This window comes from Pseudomonas cimarronensis (assembly GCF_049331905.1).
Classification (GTDB): domain Bacteria; phylum Pseudomonadota; class Gammaproteobacteria; order Pseudomonadales; family Pseudomonadaceae; genus Aquipseudomonas.
The window spans coordinates 2,258,022-2,274,540 of the sequence record NZ_CP186283.1; the positions used below are offsets into that span (position 1 = coordinate 2,258,022).

Genomic DNA, 16,519 nt, shown 5'->3' on the forward strand with positions numbered 1-16,519 from the left:
CCGATTGACTCAGTGGCTATCGGCGCTATGACCGGCCGCTGCCGGTGTGGTTCAACAGTCACTGCCCAGGGTGTGATCGCGCACGCGTTTGTCAGGCGTCTCAGAGCAGCGCGCTGGCGCGTGGCACCACGGCGGCAAAGTTGTCGGCCAGGGCGATCATCTCGGCCCGGTGCATGTCGGCCGCGCTGATCACCTGACCGTCCAGCGTCGGCAGGTCACGGGTGGCGCAGGCCGCATCGACCACGGTGCAACGGTAACCATAGTCCTTGGTGGCGCGTACCGTGGTGCTGATGCTGGAGTGGGTCATAAAGCCGCAGACAATCAGGTCCAACCGGCCGAGGGCTTGCAGACGTTCATGCAAGTCGGTGCCGGTGAAGGCATTGGGCATGCGCTTCTCGACGATGATCTCGCCAGGCAGCGGTGCGGCTTGAGGCAGGTGCAGGCCGCGTGGCCCGCGCGGGTCGAGCAGACCATCGGGGATGCCCAGGTGTTTGACATGAACGATGGCACTGCCCAGATCCCGGGCCGCCGCGAGCAGTTTGGCGATTTCCTCCAGCGCGGCGTCCAGCCCCGGCAGTTGCAACACGCCGCTGCGGTACTCCTCTTGCGCATCGATGACCAGCAAGGTCGCATTGCTCAGGCTGGCAGGCGCATGGCCGCGGCCTGTAAGGGCGAAGAGCGTTTGTGGGGTGGACATGGCAGCAACTCCAGGCAGACAGACTGCGGCCATTGTCCGCCTGTGCGGCGCTGCTGTGAACCGTTGCGCTGATGCTTGTGCCGATGATCTTGCCGGCGACCGGTGCAGCGCGCAGAATCAAGCCCTGGCCGAGGACTGGCGGGTATGAGCAGAAGGAGTTGTGTAATGAGCCTGATCGCCTTGTTTTCCGAACATTTCTGGTTGTTTTTCGCCCTCGCGGTCTCCATCGCCGTGCTGCGGGAACTGTGCATCAAGCGTGATCCACCATCCTCCAGCGAGTCGCCCGGCAATCAGTCGTAGCGTGCATGCAGGCCCGCGCTGGTTGCCATGAATGGGCTAGAATGCGCGACTTTTTCTGCGGAGAGCTGCCGTGAGCGACGCTACAAACGCCTATCCAACCCGTCTGCGCACCATCCGTGATTACATTCGCTGGGCTGTCAGCCGCTTTCATGGCGAAGCACTGTTTTTTGGTCACGGCACCGACAATGCCTGGGATGAAGCCCGCCAGCTGGTGCTGGGCGCGCTGCACCTGCCGTATGAAATCGCCGACAGCTACCTCGACTGTCGCCTGGATGACGCCGAGCATCAGCACCTGCACAACCTGCTGCAGCAGCGCATCGAGGCGCGCGTGCCCACGGCCTACCTGCTGGGTGAAGCCTGGTTCTGCGGTTTGCCTTTTATCGTGGATCAGCGCGTGCTGATTCCCCGCTCGCCGATTGCCGAGCTGATCGAGCAGCATTTCGAGCCCTGGCTGGCGCTGGAACCGGCGCGGATTCTCGACCTGTGCACCGGCTCGGGCTGCATCGGTATCGCCTGCGCCTACGAATTCCCCGAAGCTGAAGTGGTGCTCGGTGATTTGTCGTTTGAGGCGCTGGAAGTGGCCAACCAGAATATCGAGCGCCATGGCCTGGAAGAGCGTGTCTACACCGTGCAGGGCGATGGCTTTGCCGGGCTGCCGGGGCAGCGTTTTGACCTGATCGTATCCAATCCACCCTATGTGGATGCCGAGGATTTCGCCGATATGCCGGCCGAGTACCAGCATGAGCCGGAGCTGGGCCTGGCCTGCGGTGAGGATGGTCTGGACCTGGTGCGGCGCATGCTCGCCGAGGCGGCTGACCACCTGAGCGAAAAGGGTGTGCTGATTGTTGAAGTGGGCAACAGCCAGGTGCACGTCGAGGCGTTGTACCCGGAAGTTGACTTCACCTGGCTGGAATTCGAGCGCGGCGGTCACGGCGTATTCCTGCTCGCGGCCGCGCAGTGCCGCGAGCATCAGGCGTTGTTCCGTCAACGCCTGAATGGCTGATCAGCGTAGTGTCAGATGGCGGCTGAGCAGGGCTCGCAAGGCCGCCGGTTTGACCGGCTTGCTCAGGTAATCCAGACCGGCGGCATGCACCTGAGCGATCAGTTCGGGGCGGCCGTCGGCGCTGATCACCACGCCGGGCAGTGGCTCGGCCAGGCGCGTGCGTAGCCAGGCCATCAGTTCGGTGCCGGTTTCGCCGTCATCCAGGTGGAAATCCACCAGCGCCAGCTGCGGGCGCACGTTCTCACTCAGCAGATGCTCACATTCCAGGCGATTGCGCGCCGTCCATACCTGGCATCCCCAGCGTGACAGCAGGCTGTACATACCGGTGAGGATGCTGTCTTCGTTGTCCACACAGAGTACCTGGGTGCCGGCCAGTGCCTGACCGGGCTGCTCTGGCGTGGCCACGGGTTTCGGTGCTTCGGCCTGCTGCGCCAGGGGCACGGTGACGCTGAATACGCTGCCTTTGCCAGGCCAGGAGCGCACTTCCAGTTTGTGTTCCAGCACCCGGCACAGGCCGTCGGCAATCGCCAGGCCCAGGCCCAGGCCTTTTTCCGCACGGGTCTGGTGGCTGTCCAGGCGTTTGAATTCCTCGAAAATCACCTTGCGTTTGTCGTCCGGGATGCCGGGTCCGCGATCCCAGACTTCCAGGCGCAACTGCTGGCCCTGGTGGCGTACCCCCAGCAATACACGGCCCTTGGCATAGCGGAAGGCGTTGGTCAGGAAGTTCTGCAGAATGCGCCGCAGCAATTTGATGTCGCTGTCGATGCGCAGGTTGCTGCCGCGCAGGCGGAAGTCCACACCGTGCTCGGCGGCCAGCACCTTGAACTCCGCCCCGAGGGTGTCGAACAGGCTGTTCAGCGCAAAGGCCTGGCGATCCGGGGTGATGCGGCCGTTTTCCAGGCGCGAGATGTCCAGCAGATCGCTGATCAGGTCTTCGGCCGAACGCAGCGAGCTGTCCAGGTGGCGCACCAGTTCACGGGCGTCGCTGGGCAAGGCGTCATCCTGGTGAGCGAGGGCAGCGGAGAACAGCCGTGCAGCGTTCAACGGCTGCATCAGGTCATGGCTGACCGCCGCGAGGAAGCGGGTTTTCGACTGGCTGGCCGCTTCCGCCACGCGCTTGGCTTCGATCAGCGCCTGGTTCAGCTGCGACAATTCCTGGGTGCGCGCGCTGACTCGCTGTTCCAGACCTTCGTTGGCGTCCTTCAAGGCGCGCTCGGCTTCGCGGAACTCGGTGATGTCGGTAAAGCTCATGACGAAACCGCCGCCGGGCATGGGGTTGCCGATCAGCTCAATCACCCGGCCGTTGGGGAACATGCGCTCAGAGGTGTGCGCCGTGCCCTGGCGCATCCAGTACAGACGCTTGCTGACATGCTCCTCAATGTCGCCATCGCCCAGCAGGCCGCGTTCGGCATTGAAGCGGATCAGCTCGGCCACTGGCCGGCCGACATACACCTGGCCATCCGGGTAGTTGAACAGCTCGATATAGCGGTGGTTCCAGGCCACCAGGCGCAGCGACTGGTCAACCACGCTGATGCCCTGGGTGATGTTCTCGATCGCGCCCTGCAGCAGCGCGCGGTTGAACTGCAGCACCTCCGAGGCTTCGTCGACGATGCGCACCACATCCTCGACGTGCATCTCGCGGCCTTCGATGGCGGCCTTGACCACCGCGCGGGTCGAGGACGCCCCCAGTACACCCGCCAGCAGCCGTTCGGTGTGGGCGATCCAGTCGCTGGTGGCGGTCTGGTTGGGGTCGAAGCCTTTACCCTGACGGTAGGCAAAGCGCATAAAGCTCTGCCGCGCACGGTCTTCGCCGACAAAACGGTTGGCCAGCAGCAACAGGTCACCGACCTGCACCGCGAGCATGCTGCGGTTGCTCGGCTTGGTGCCCAGGTCGTGGCCGATAAAGCGCCCGGCCTGCCAGTGCTCGGCCACCCGGGTGCGCGAGAAGTAGGAGACCCAGGCGAAGAGCAGGAAGTTGCCGGCCAGCGACAGCACCACGCCACGGGTCAGCGGGTCGACCTGAAAGCCAATCGGGCCATACAGCAGGCTCTGCAAGCCGGGGAAGCTTTCCAGTGGCCAGCCCAGGCCACGTGCCACCAGCGGCATGACCAGGGTGTAGAGCCAGATCAGCGCGCCAAAAAACAGCCCGGCAAACACGCCCTGGCGGTTGGCCTGTTTCCACACCAGGGCACCGAACATTGCCGGGGCCAACTGGCCGATGGCGGCAAAGGAGACCTGGCCGATGGTGGCCAGGCTGGCACCTTCGCCGAGCAGGCGATAGCACACATAGGCCAGCAGCAGGATCAGCACGATGCTCACTCGGCGTGCAGTCAGCATCCAGTGACGGAAGGCTTCGAACGGCCGCTCGGTGTTCTGCCGACGCAGCAGCCAGGGCAGCAGCATGTCGTTGGAAATCATTGTCGACAGCGCCACCGAGGCGACAATTACCATGCCGGTGGCTGCCGAGGCGCCGCCGATAAACGCCAGCATGGCCAGTGCCGGGTGGGCTTCGGCCAGGGGCAGGCTGATCACGAACGAATCAGGGGTGATACCGGCCGGCAGCAGCATCTGTCCGGCGAGGGCGATGGGCACCACAAACAGCGCGGCGAGGATCAGGTAGGCGGGGAACACCCATCGCGCCAGGCGCAAGTCCCTGGGCTCGATGTTTTCCACGACTGTCACATGGAACTGTCGCGGCAGGGCGATGATGGCGATCATGGCCAGGCCGGTCTGGGTCATCATCGCCGGCCAGTTGACGGTTTCTGCCCAGAACTCATCCAGCTCAGGACTGGCCTGGGCCTTGCTGAACAGGTCGGCAAAACCGTTGTACAGGCCGTAGGTGACAAAGGCACCGACGGCGAGAAAGGCCAGCAGTTTGACCAGCGACTCGAAGGCAATCGCCAGAACCATGCCACGATGGTGCTCGGTCACATCCAGATTGCGCGTGCCGAACAATATTGTGAACAGTGCCAGCGCCAGTGAAACGATCAGCGCGGTGTCCTGGGCGCTGGTGCCGCTGGCGCTGGCCCCAGCGCCGATCAACAGGTTAACCCCGAGTACGATGCCCTTGAGCTGCAGGGCGATGTAGGGCAATACACCGACCAGGCAGACCAGCGCGACCACCACTGCCAGGGCCTGGGATTTGCCGTAGCGCGCGGCGATAAAGTCGGCAATCGAGGTGATGTTTTCCTGTTTGCTGATCATCACCATCTTCTGCAGCACCCAGGGTGCGAACACCAGAATGATGATTGGCCCCAGGTAGATCGGCAGAAATGACCAGAGCTGCTCGGCGGCCTGACCCACCGCGCCGAAAAACGTCCAGCTGGTGCAGTACACCGCCAGCGACAGGCTGTACACCCAGGCCCGTACGCGGGGCGGCATGGGCGTGGCGCGGCGGTCGCCATAGAAGGCAATGGCGAACAGAGTGGCCATGTAAATCAGCGCTACGGCGGCGATCAGCCCACTGGACAGGGTCATGCAAGCTCCGAAAACAAACTATGGGGGACTGCCAGGGTCACAACCGGCAGCGCAGCGGCTGCCCAGAGCCTAGCGCATCAGTGTCCGCGGCAGATGATGTGCGTCAGTCTCGCAGCAAAGTGACGATGCGTCAGGTGCGACCAAGGTCGCACTGGTGTGGAACCTGTAGCTGTTGTGGATTGTGCACAGGGGGTGGCCCTGTTAGCGTGTCGCGCCTGCGACTCTGTCCGAGGAGGGACCCTATGTTCAAGCCGCAACTGATTACCCTTCAACGTGGCGGATTACGCATCGAACCTATGGTCGACGCCGATATTCCTGCGTTGATAAGCCTGGCTGAAGCCAACCGCCAGGAGCTGATCTATATGAGTGGCAGCCAGCGTCTGGACTGGTATCGCCAGGGCCTGCTCGAGCAGCGTGAAGGGCGGGCCTTGCCCTTTGTGATTCGCCTGGGCGATCAGTTGGTCGGCACTACCCGTTTCGGCGACTTTATGAATACCTTGCCGGCCGCAGAAATCGGCTGGACCTGGCTGGATCGCAGCCAGCACGGCACGGGCCTTAACAGCACCATCAAGTATTTGATGCTCAAGCATGCTTTCGAGCATTGGGGGCTGGTCCGTGTGCAACTGAAGACCGCTGCCAGCAACCTGCGCTCGCAACGCGCCATCGAAAAGCTCGGCGCGCAGCGTGAAGGGGTGTTGCGCAATCACCGCCGCCTGGCCGATGGCCGTCTGGACGATAGCGTGCTCTACAGCATCACCGACCATGATTGGCCGACCATCAAGCAGCAGCTGGAGGCGCGTTTCAGCGGTTAAGGCATGGCACAGGCGGGTGGCGAGCAGACACGTTTCTGGCAGGCGCGCGAACTGGGTGGTATTGAGTTGCTGCACGCGCACTATATCGAGCAGCGGTTTTCCCCGCATGTGCACGAAGGCTTCGTGTTCACCGTGATCGAGGAAGGTGCTCAGCGCTTTCGCCACCGAGGCAGCGAGCATCTGGCGCCGGCCGGTAGCATGGTACTGATCAACCCGGATGAACTGCACACCGGCTCCAAGGCCCATGACCAGGGCTGGCACTACCGCGGCTTCTACCCGGATAACGCGCAGGTGTGCGGGGTATTGGCGGAGTTGGAATTGGCTCAGCAGGGTATGCCGTCATTTGCCCTCAGCGTGTTGCATGACCCACAACTGCATCGTCAATTCGGCAATCTGCATCAGCTGCTGGACAGCCAGGCATCGGCGCTGCAGCTGCAAACCGCCTGGCGTGAGGCGATTCTGCTGCTGTTCCAGCGTCATGCGCATTTGCCAGAGGGCTTGGCACCCGGACATGAGCCGCTTGCGGTAAGCCGCGCCAAGGAATTGCTCAGCAGCCAGTTGGCGGCGCCGCCGTCGCTGGAAGAGTTGGCGCAGGCGGTGGGCTTGTCGCCCTTTCATTTCGCCCGAGTGTTTCGCCGCGCCACCGGCCTGCCGCCGCACAGTTGGTTGATGCAGCGCCGCCTGGAGCAGGCGCGGGCGTTATTACGCAATGGTTGTGCGCCGTTGACGGTGGCGATGCAGCTAGGGTTTGCCGACCAGAGCCACCTGAGTCGGCAGTTCAAGCAGGCTTATGGCGTGGCGCCAGGGCAGTATCGTCAGGCCAGCGCCATTGGTTAGCGCGTAGCAATCCAGATCAATAGCCCCGCCTGAAACACGCAGAACGCCACCAGGCAGGTGATGGTAAAACGCAGGCCATTGTCTTCGCGTTTGAACACGTCGATGCGTTCTTCCAATTTGCGCACTTTCACGTCCTGCTCGCGCAGGCTCTGGTCAGCCTGCTGCAGCATGCTCGCGGCGTCCAGCAGTTCGACGATTTGCACCTTTTCTGTATGCCAGTCGCCATGCAGCGAGCTGACCCGTGGCGCGCCGCACTGGGCCTTGATCTTCAGCGGGTCGAGGTATTCGACCACAAAGCCCTGGGCTTGCAGGCAATGGTCGCGCCGCGCGCGGGCCTCTTCACTGAAGGCCTCCTTGCTGGGCAGTGGGGTATTGGCCACTTGATAGTGGGCGAAGTGCTGACGTGCCCAGCTAATCCCCTGGGCCAGCATAAAGCGCCCTAAACCTCGGTTTTCCGGCTGCACCTGCAGCGTGCTGTCGGGGCCGAAGCTGAGCAGACGTTGTTCGTGATCGGCCCAGACTTCGAGAATATTCTGCTCCTTGCGCACCCGCTGACCGGGTAGCTGCAAGGTCAGACGCAGCAGGCTTTGTTGCTTGCCCAGCCGCTCGACGCGGCCGAACTGGATAAAACGCAAAGGCCGTGCGCCAGTGTGGCGGTCAGTGGGCAGGGCGGCCAGACGCAGCAGGCGAAAGTGCTCGGGCGCAAGATCGGCCCAGGGGTGGGCCTGCTCGACGACCTCCTGCGGTGAGGCGTCGGTATCGGTTTGTGGCTCTGGGCTGTCGGTCATACACGGCGATCCTGTGCGCGACATCATGTAAGAGCCTGTCCACAATCTGCTGCGCGTCGGCCCTGCTGCGTTAAAAACAGGCTCGGAATGCTCATTTACACCAGTAAACTCCGCTTCCTCGCCTGTTTTCGCCTTGCATGACTCTAGCTCGCGAGATCGTGAACAGGCTCTAGCGGCTGTTTATCTCACTGCGCTTATCGGCCGCCGCTCGGCTAACTGGAGGCTGGCTTTTTGCCGCTGCGCTGGATGAACTGGGCGATCTGCTCGCCAAGCCCTTGTGCCAACGGTAGCCGAGGATTGTCATAGCTGGCCAGTTGCGCCGGTAAATCCACTGCGCTGATGCGCAGCATATGGTTCATCCCAGGGATTATCAGCAGCTCGGCATCCGGCTTGGCGGCCTGCAGCGCCTGGGCATCGGCGACACTGACCTGAATATCGTGGCTGCCTTGTACGATCAGCGCAGGAATCTGCAAACGGGCAAAGGCCTGGCCTGGGTTCTGCCGCAGCAGCGAAATCAAATAAGGCTGTACGCTGGGGCGAAACAGCACCTGCAAGTCTTTGGGCACTTGCGGGGTGAGTTTCCCGGCCAATAGGCGGTCAAGCAGGTGATTGCTCTGCGCCATGAGATGTGGGGGCAAGCGAGCGGCGAGTTGCTCACGCAATAACTGATCAATCGGTCGGGAGCTGCCGGCAATCGCTACCAGTGCATCGGCCTGAGCCTGCTCGGCCGCCAGGCTGGCAATCAGCGCGCCTTCGCTGTGGCCGATCAGGATCAGCCGATCAAATGCCGGGTTGGTCTTGAGCTGTTGCGCCCAGCCGATGGCATCGCTGACATAGCCCGCAACGCTCAGGTCGTGTTCATCCGGCGTAGCGGCGCGGCTGGCGGCTACACCGCGCTTGTCGTAACGCAGGCTGGCGATGCCCTGCTTGGCCAGGCTCTGGGCCAGGCGTTTGAGGCTGTCGTTATGCCCGCCTTCAGGGTTGTTGCCGTTACGGTCGGTGGGGCCGGAGCCGGCAATCAGCAGGGCAACCGCTACCGGCGAAGTGCCGCTGGGTTTGAGTAAGGTGCCATGCAGGGTGCCCTGCGCGGTCGGCAGGCGCACTGACTGTTCCACGCTACCGTGTATGGCGGCCTGTGGGGCGGCGTGCAGCAGGGTGGTACTCAACAGAAGAGGCAACAGAAGGGCTCGCAACATGGGGGGACAACTGCCAGGGAGGAAACCCTTGGACGTTTATTGGCCTTGAAGGTTCGAGGATGATCTGGGCGAAAGCCACGGGTATACTCGCCGCCTTCACTCAAATAGGGTCTTGCGCGTGTTGGCGCGGCCCTGCGCTGATTTTCGCGGAGCGTTTTGCACATGTCCGGCAATACCTACGGCAAGCTGTTCACTGTCACCACTGCTGGCGAAAGCCATGGCCCGGCATTGGTCGCCATTGTCGATGGCTGCCCGCCAGGTCTGGAAATCAGCCTGGAAGACCTGCAGCGTGACCTCGACCGGCGCAAGCCCGGCACCAGCCGGCATACCACCCAGCGCCAGGAAGCCGACGAGGTGGAAATTCTCGCCGGGGTGTTCGAGGGCAAGACCACCGGCTGCTCGATTGGTCTGCTGATCCGCAATACCGACCAGAAGTCCAAAGACTACTCGGCGATCAAGGACTCTTTCCGCCCGGCCCACGCCGATTACACCTATCACCACAAATACGGCATCCGCGACTACCGCGGTGGTGGCCGCAGCTCGGCGCGCGAGACGGCGATGCGCGTGGCCGCTGGTGCCATCGCCAAGAAGTACCTGGCCACTCAGGGCATCGTGATTCGTGGCTATATGAGCCAGCTGGGGCCGATTGAAATCCCGTTCAAGACCTGGGACAGCGTCGAGCAGAATGCCTTCTTCAGCCCCGATCCGGACAAGGTGCCGGAGCTGGAAGCCTATATGGACCAGCTGCGCCGTGATCAGGATTCGGTCGGTGCGAAGATTACCGTGGTCGCCGAAGGTGTAATGCCAGGCCTGGGTGAGCCGATTTTCGACCGCCTGGACGCCGAGCTGGCCCACGCGCTGATGAGCATCAACGCGGTCAAGGGTGTGGAAATCGGTGCGGGTTTCGCCAGTGTGGCGCAGCGCGGCACCGAGCACCGCGACGAGATGACCCCGGAAGGTTTTCTCACCAACAACGCAGGCGGCATCCTTGGCGGACTTTCCAGCGGCCAGCCGATTGTTGCGCACCTGGCGCTCAAGCCGACGTCGAGCATCACCACGCCGGGGCGTTCGATCGATATCCACGGCAACCCGGTGGATATCATCACCAAGGGCCGTCATGACCCGTGCGTGGGCATCCGCGCCACGCCGATTGCCGAGGCGATGATGGCCATCGTGCTGATGGACCACCTGCTGCGCCACCGCGCGCAGAATGCCGATGTGCGGGTCAGCACGCCGGTGCTGCCACAGCTGTGACTGCCCGGGTAGGTTGGGTTGAGCGCAGCGAAGCCCAAAGGCGGCCGACTCGGCAGCGCAGAACGATGATTTATCGCGCGTTGGGCTTCGTCGCTGGCTCCTCAACCCAACCTACGTCTGGGTAAACCATGCCTCCTGTGTTGCCCTATTGGCGTCTTTCAGGTTTCTACTTCTTCTATTTCTCGCTGCTCGGCGCCACCGCGCCGTTTCTCGCGCTGTATTTCGATCACCTGGGGTTTTCTGCTGCGCGAATTGGCGAGCTGATCGCCATTCCCATGCTGATGCGCTGCATTGCACCGAATATCTGGGGCTGGCTGGGTGATTACAGCGGACAGCGGCTGGCCATTGTGCGCTTTGGCGCGCTGTGCACGCTGCTGTGTTTTGCTGGCATCTTTATCAGCCAGAGCTACGCCTGGCTGGCGCTGATCATGGCGCTGCATGCGTTCTTCTGGCACGCAGTGTTGCCGCAGTTTGAGGTGATCACCTTTGCCCATCTCAAGGAGCAGGCGGCGCGCTACAGCCAGATCCGCCTATGGGGCAGCATTGGCTTTATCGTCGCGGTGGTGGGGCTGGGCAAGTTGTTCGAACTGCTCAGCCTGGATGCCTATCCCTGGGCGCTGATCCTGATCATGGGTGGCATCGTACTGAGCAGCTGGTGGGTGCCCAATGCGCAGCCGCAGATGCGCCCCAATACTCAGGAGCAGGGCGGCTTTCTCCAGCAGCTGCGCCGGCCGGGGATTCTTGCCTTTTACCTCAGTGTCGGCCTGATGCAGCTGAGCAATGGCCCGTACTACACCTTTCTCAGTTTGCACCTGGAAGCGCTGGGCTATTCGCGTGGGGTGATCGGCCAGCTGTGGGCGCTGGGCGTGCTGGCCGAGATTGTGCTGTTTATGTTTATGGCCTGCTTGCTGGCGCGCTACTCCCTGCGTACCGTGCTGCTGGCGAGCTTTCTGATTACCGCCGTGCGCTGGCTGTTGCTGGGCAATCTGGCTGGGCATCTGCCGGTGTTGCTGTTTGCCCAGTTGATGCACGCCGCGACCTTTGGCAGCTTTCACGCGGCAGCCATGCACTTTGTCCAACGCAGCTTTGCTGATCGCCAGCAGGGCCAGGGCCAGGCCTTGTATGCCGCGCTGGCGGGCGTCGGCGGGGCGCTGGGGGCATTGTATTCCGGCTACAGCTGGCACAGTCTCGGCGCAGCCTGGACCTTTGCCATCGCCAGCCTGATTGCTCTGGCGGCTGCGGTGATCACCGCAGGTTATCTGCGCGATGAGCGGCCCTGAGCCCTTATCTGTTGAATTGAACCGCTGAATTGAAGCCGATTGTACGAGAGCCTTGAGTATGAGCAGCCTGACCGTCTACCACCAGTCTTCGCCCGAGTACCCGAACAAGCTGCTGACTCACGTCGAGGACATCGCCAGCACTCTGGCGGCTGTTGGTGTGCAGTTCAGTCAGGTGCCGGTTCAGCAGGCGGTCACGGCCGGTACAGCCAGTGACGAGCTGCTGGCGGCCAGCCGAGTGCAGGTCGACCAGTTGCTAAGCCAGCATGGTTATGCCTACGCCGAGGTGCTGAGCCTGTGTGATGAGCGCGGTGAGGGCAGTGAGCTGGCCCGCAGACTGCGTGCAGAGCAATGCTGTCAGCCGGCCCACCTGCATTACTACTTGGCCGGTCGTGGCCTGCTGGCGCTGCATATCGGCGAGTACGTCTATAGCCTGTTGTGCGAAAAAGGTGATCTGCTGCGGTTGCCCGCCGGCACGGCGCACTGGTTCGATGGTGGCGAGCATCCACGCTTTGCCGTACTGCGCCTGTTTGACAGCGCGCAGGTGCCGGATTTTGTGCCTGTCGCGGGTGATTTTGCCGCCGCTTTTGCGGGCCTGGATGACTGCTGACAGGCAAAGCGCCTGAACTCTTTGGCTCAGCGTCTATCCTACGTAAGCGATCCCTTACGCATAGGAGCGACACCTTATGGGTTCAATGTTCAACGGTTTACTGGGGCTGGTTATTCTGGCGCTGGATATCTGGGCGATTCTCAGCGTTATCAAAAGCAATGCTGAGACGGGCATCAAGGTGTTGTGGATCTTGTTGATTGTCTTACTGCCGGTGATCGGCCTGATCATCTGGGCGCTAATGGGCCCGCGCGGCACGGTCAAACTCTAGATATGCAGCGGGCTGGTGCGTGGTTAATCGCGCTGTGCTTGCTGAGCGGCGCGGTTCAGGCCAGTGATCAACAGGCCTGGGTCGCACTGCGTGAAGGCCGCGCCGTGTTGCTGCTGCGCCATGCCACGGCGCCCGGTACGGGTGATCCGGCGAATTTCCAGCTGAATGATTGCCGCACCCAGCGCAATCTCAATCAACAAGGCCGTGAGCAGGCGCAGCGTTGGGGGCAGTTGTTGCGCAACCAGTGGATTGAAGCGCGTCTGCTCAGCAGCCGCTGGTGTCGTGCGCAGGACACCGCTCGCGAAATGGGTTTGGGTGCAGTCGAAGCGTTGCCAGCCCTTGATTCATTCTTTCAAACACCCGAAACCGCCCGTGAACAGACCGCCGCGCTGATCGAGCAGATCAATGCACAACCCCGTGGTGCGTCGTTAGTGCTGGTTTCCCATCAGGTCAATATCACCGCGCTGACCGGCATTTATCCGGCGTCTGGCGAAGGGCTGATTCTGGCGTTACCGCTAGAGGCTCCTGCGCGCGTGCTGGCGCGAGTTCAGCCCTAGGGTCTGTTGCCGTTTCGTTCGCGGCCGCGCCGGAGCCTGTTTTAGCGCGAGGCAAGGCACGAGACACGAAGTTTGGTTGTTCCAAATGAGTGTCGAGAAACGCAGCATCGCGCTAAAACAGGCCCGTCCCTGCGGGTTGCGCGCAAAATCTCGCCATGCGGTGTTGGAGGACTTGGCAAGGGAACAACCATTACCTGCGTCCTCCGCCTAGCCTGGCGAGATTTTACGCAGCAACGCGGCTCGCGACGAAACGGCAACAGACCCTAGGCTAAATACTCAGCAAGCGCTGTTCCGGCAGCTGCGCCCCTTCCAGTTTGAGTAGCAGCGCCTTGCGCGGCAGGCCGCCGGCATAACCGGTGAGGCTGCCGTCACGGCCAATCACCCGATGGCAGGGAATGATGATGGCAATCGGGTTGGCGCCATTGGCGGCACCGACAGCGCGCACCGCCTTGGGCCGTGCGATTTCGGCGGCGAGGGCGCTGTAGCAGCTGGTTTGGCCAAACGGGATGGTTTGCAGCGCTTGCCAAACAGCTTGCTGAAACGCGGTGCCTTGCGGCGCCAGGCGCACTTCGAAGCGCTGCCGACGCCCGGCGAAATACTCATCTAGTTGCCGGCATACCTCATCCAGTTCATTGGCGGCGCTGCGCCAGTGCTCGCCGATCTGCCAGGGTCTGTCGTCGATATCCATCAGCAGTTGTTGCAGGCCGGCTTCGTCAGCGGCCAATAGCAGGCGACCGATTGGGCTGTCGTGGTAGCGGTAGAACATCCTGGTTCATCCTCCTGAATAGTTGTGCCACAGGTGGGCGGCGGCATAGGCGCGCCAGGGGCGCCAGGCTTCGGCGCGGGTTTTCAGGCTGCGCGCGTCGATGCCATCAGGGCCCCACACCGGCGCCTTGAGCAGCCCCAGATCGCTGGCGGGAAACGCATCGGCGTCGCCAAATGCCCGCAAAGCAATGTACTCGGCGGTCCATGGGCCGATGCCGGGTAGCGCGCAGAGGCGCTCGATCAGCGCCGCACTGCCGTCCTGCAAGTCCAGGCGCAAGCTGCCAGTGGCGATCTGCGCGGCGAAATGTTGCAGCGTCTGCACCCGCTTGCCAGGCATGCCGATGCCGTCCAGGTTGGCCTCGGCCAAAGCCTCTGCGCTAGGAAACAATCGCTCGATCCCGCTGGGCCCGTCCGCCAACGGCGTGCCGAGGCGGGTGAGCAGCCGACCCGTGATGGTCACCGCAGCCTTGACCGTCACCTGCTGGCCGACGATGGCGCGTACTGCCTGCTCGAACGGATCGAACGCCGTGGGCAGGCGCAGGCCAGGGTTGCGCCTCAGCATCGCCGCCAGGTGCTCGTCGCAGGAGAAGTGTCGGGCGATCAGCCCAGGATGGGTGTTCAGATCGAACATCTTGCGCACCCGTTCGATCAGCGCCGGCTGGCAGGCATCGGCCGACGGACCGTGGCGCAGTTCCAGGCAATGATCGGCGCGGGCATGCACGCTGAACCAGCCGGACACGCCGCCGAGCTGGAAGCTGCGGCTGTAGCTGTCACTGGCGAGCAGCTCCATGCCAGGCAGGGCGCGCAGGGCGAAATGGCCGTGGAACTGCTGCCAGTTCCAGGGCGGTTGATAGGGCAGCAATACAACGCGTTTGGTAGTCGTGGTCATGGGCTGAAGATAACCCTGCGTGCCGTGCTTGTCAGTGCAGAACAGACTTTCAAACTGGAGCCAGTAGGGCGGGATGTGCTCGTTTTGCAACCTGTTTTGGAACTCGCGAGCTAGTCCTGTAGGCGCTACGTTAGTAACAGCCTCCGGCTAGTCAAATCAGGCGAGAAACGTAGCGTAGCGGAGTAACAGCCAACGGCTGGTCCTCAGGGTGAGCGCAGCGAATCAAGCGCAGTGTACTGTTGTACATGGGCATTACTCGTTTCACTCACCCTTCGGGTCGCGCTGAAGCGCGTTAGCCGTAACGCAGCAGGGCCGACGCGCAGCAGGTCGTGTTAGGCGCTAAGCGCTGGCCACGTGCTGATGCAGCTGATGCGACAGCTGTTCCAGCTGTTGGCCGAGTTGCACCAGTGATTCCTGAGCCTGCAGCAGTTCGGCGCTGGCGGCACGCTGGCGCTGGCTGGCGTCGCGTTGTGCGGCACTGTTGTCGCGTACGTGCATCAGTTGCTGGTGGGCATGGTTGAGCGCCTGGCTGTGCTGCAGGATCGACTGCGACAGGTTGTCGGTCAGCCCGGCGTTGCTGCTCAGTGCACTGCTCACGTCACTGACCTGGGTGGCCCCGGTGTCGATGATCTGCTGCGACTGGCCCAGTACGTTCTGCACCGTATCGGCCGTTTCGTTGCTGCGCTGAGAAAGGTTACGCACCTCATCGGCGACCACCGCAAAGCCGCGGCCATGATCCCCCGCGCGGGCGGCCTCGATGGCCGCGTTAAGCGCCAGCAGGTTGGTTTGCTGGGCGATGGCACTGATCATCTGCATGGATTCGGCGATGCGCTGGTTGCTCTGCTGGATGGCCTGCATGCTGGCCTGGGCGTCTTCCATACGCTGTGCACAGGCATTCACCTGGCTGCTGCTGTGCTGGGTGTCCTGGCTGAGTTGCTGCATATGGCCGGTGCTGGAGGCGAGGCTGTCGAGCACTTCATGCAGGGCCAGATCCAGTTGGTGCATGGCATCGGCCTGCTGTTGCACATCGGTGTCGATGCTCTGGCAGCGCTGGCGAATGCCGCCGAGGGTCTGCTGCAGCTGGCCGGCCATCTGCAGCAGGTCGCTGGCAGTGCTGCGTACTTCATCGACGATACCGCCGAGCTGATCCTGATTGCGTGCGGCGCGTTGCCCGAATTCGCGGGATTCATTGAGTGCCTGTTCGGCATCGGCCAGCGCCTGGTTACGCAGTTGCGCGCTGTACCACTGTGCCAGCCACACGGTCAGCACGGGCAGGATGTAACCCGAGTAGGTGTTGAAGGCCGCATCCCGTGGGCTCAGTTCGAATACCGGCAGGCTGGCGCCGCTGCGTTCCAGGCGAATCAGCCAGAACACGAACAGTGCCTGCACCAGGCTCCAGACCATGGCGCTGCGGGTGCCGGCCAACAGGTAGGCGAAGACGATAATCACCGCCGGCCAGTAGATATGCGCCGAATGCAGGCCGCCCAATTGGTAGATCAACAGCATCGAGTAACTGGCCATGCTGGCCAGCGCCATATTGGCTGCCACAGCCAGCGGCAGCGCGGCGCTGCGCAGTACCAGCAGCATCAGCGGCATGCCGAGTACCAGCAGCAGCGAGCCATACATCAGCGCATCGTTGCCCAGGCGGCCCCACTTGATGCAGCTGTACAGGCCAATGACCACGCTGCACAAGCCGCTGAAGGCGAGGGTACGGGCCAACAGGACGCTGGCCTGGTCGGTCAAATCATGTGGCAGGAACTGCCCAAGGAAACCCTGTCGCATGAAAACT

At 62.6% G+C, this 16,519-nt stretch carries 16 protein-coding genes; 9 read left to right on the forward strand and 7 right to left on the reverse strand.

The annotated features are described in order from the left end of the window. Positions 1–100: 100 nt before the first annotated feature. Complete coding sequence (locus ACOCLD_RS10550; protein ID WP_422909130.1) at positions 101–697, reverse strand: cysteine hydrolase family protein; 597 nt, start codon at positions 695–697, stop codon at positions 101–103. Positions 698–862: 165 nt separating this feature from the next. Between ACOCLD_RS10550 and ACOCLD_RS10555 the strand changes: the two genes are divergently transcribed. Then, a complete protein-coding gene (locus tag ACOCLD_RS10555; RefSeq protein ID WP_257779564.1) occupies positions 863–997 on the forward strand; it encodes a hypothetical protein in 135 nt (44 codons plus the stop codon). A 70-nt stretch (positions 998–1,067) separates the two neighbouring features. Then, on the forward strand, positions 1,068–2,000 hold the full coding sequence (prmB, locus tag ACOCLD_RS10560; RefSeq protein ID WP_422909131.1) for a 50S ribosomal protein L3 N(5)-glutamine methyltransferase: 933 nt from the start codon (positions 1,068–1,070) through the stop codon (positions 1,998–2,000). Here prmB and ACOCLD_RS10565 read toward each other — a convergent pair whose 3' ends face one another. Further along, positions 2,001–5,477 carry a NahK/ErcS family hybrid sensor histidine kinase/response regulator gene (locus tag ACOCLD_RS10565; RefSeq protein WP_422909132.1) on the reverse strand — a complete coding sequence of 1,159 codons (3,477 nt, stop codon included), beginning with the start codon at positions 5,475–5,477 and terminating at the stop codon, positions 2,001–2,003. A gap of 242 nt (positions 5,478–5,719) precedes the next feature. On the opposite strand from ACOCLD_RS10565, the gene ACOCLD_RS10570 reads away from it, so the two are divergent. Then, positions 5,720–6,289 (forward strand): GNAT family N-acetyltransferase, encoded by a 570-nt coding sequence (locus ACOCLD_RS10570; RefSeq protein WP_257779567.1) that lies wholly within the window; start codon positions 5,720–5,722, stop codon positions 6,287–6,289. Between the two features lie 3 nt (positions 6,290–6,292). Continuing rightward, positions 6,293–7,126: an AraC family transcriptional regulator gene (locus ACOCLD_RS10575; protein ID WP_422909133.1), complete on the forward strand. Its 834-nt coding sequence runs from the start codon at positions 6,293–6,295 to the stop codon at positions 7,124–7,126. On the opposite strand, the gene ACOCLD_RS10580 is transcribed toward ACOCLD_RS10575, so the two are convergent. Then, positions 7,123–7,914, reverse strand: a complete 792-nt coding sequence (locus ACOCLD_RS10580) for a hypothetical protein (RefSeq protein WP_422909134.1) — start codon at positions 7,912–7,914, stop codon at positions 7,123–7,125. The two genes, ACOCLD_RS10575 and ACOCLD_RS10580, sit on opposite strands and share 4 nt — an antisense overlap. A gap of 212 nt (positions 7,915–8,126) precedes the next feature. Further along, entirely contained in the window at positions 8,127–9,110 is a 984-nt protein-coding gene (locus ACOCLD_RS10585) for an alpha/beta hydrolase (RefSeq protein WP_422909135.1), read from the reverse strand. 162 nt (positions 9,111–9,272) lie between these two features. On the opposite strand from ACOCLD_RS10585, the gene aroC reads away from it, so the two are divergent. The 5 genes from aroC (at position 9,273) to ACOCLD_RS10610 (ending at position 13,076) form a co-directional block, all read left to right on the forward strand. Further along, complete coding sequence (gene aroC / locus ACOCLD_RS10590) at positions 9,273–10,364, forward strand: chorismate synthase (RefSeq protein ID WP_422909136.1); 1,092 nt, start codon at positions 9,273–9,275, stop codon at positions 10,362–10,364. 128 nt (positions 10,365–10,492) lie between these two features. After that, positions 10,493–11,644 (forward strand): MFS transporter, encoded by a 1,152-nt coding sequence (locus tag ACOCLD_RS10595; RefSeq protein WP_422909137.1) that lies wholly within the window; start codon positions 10,493–10,495, stop codon positions 11,642–11,644. A 58-nt stretch (positions 11,645–11,702) separates the two neighbouring features. Next, positions 11,703–12,251 (forward strand): acireductone dioxygenase, encoded by a 549-nt coding sequence (locus ACOCLD_RS10600; protein WP_422909138.1) that lies wholly within the window; start codon positions 11,703–11,705, stop codon positions 12,249–12,251. Positions 12,252–12,327: 76 nt separating this feature from the next. After that, complete coding sequence (locus ACOCLD_RS10605) at positions 12,328–12,519, forward strand: PLDc N-terminal domain-containing protein (protein WP_422909139.1); 192 nt, start codon at positions 12,328–12,330, stop codon at positions 12,517–12,519. Positions 12,520–12,521: 2 nt separating this feature from the next. Continuing rightward, a complete protein-coding gene (locus ACOCLD_RS10610; protein ID WP_422909140.1) occupies positions 12,522–13,076 on the forward strand; it encodes a histidine phosphatase family protein in 555 nt (184 codons plus the stop codon). A 268-nt stretch (positions 13,077–13,344) separates the two neighbouring features. Here the strand turns inward: ACOCLD_RS10610 and ACOCLD_RS10615 are convergent, their stop codons facing one another. From ACOCLD_RS10615 to ACOCLD_RS10625, 3 genes are all read right to left on the reverse strand, one after another. Then, a complete protein-coding gene (locus ACOCLD_RS10615) occupies positions 13,345–13,842 on the reverse strand; it encodes a methylated-DNA--[protein]-cysteine S-methyltransferase (protein WP_422909141.1) in 498 nt (165 codons plus the stop codon). A gap of 6 nt (positions 13,843–13,848) precedes the next feature. After that, complete coding sequence (locus ACOCLD_RS10620; protein WP_422909142.1) at positions 13,849–14,730, reverse strand: DNA-3-methyladenine glycosylase family protein; 882 nt, start codon at positions 14,728–14,730, stop codon at positions 13,849–13,851. Between the two features lie 339 nt (positions 14,731–15,069). Continuing rightward, complete coding sequence (locus ACOCLD_RS10625) at positions 15,070–16,512, reverse strand: methyl-accepting chemotaxis protein (RefSeq protein ID WP_422909143.1); 1,443 nt, start codon at positions 16,510–16,512, stop codon at positions 15,070–15,072. Between the last annotated feature and the right edge of the window lie 7 nt (positions 16,513–16,519).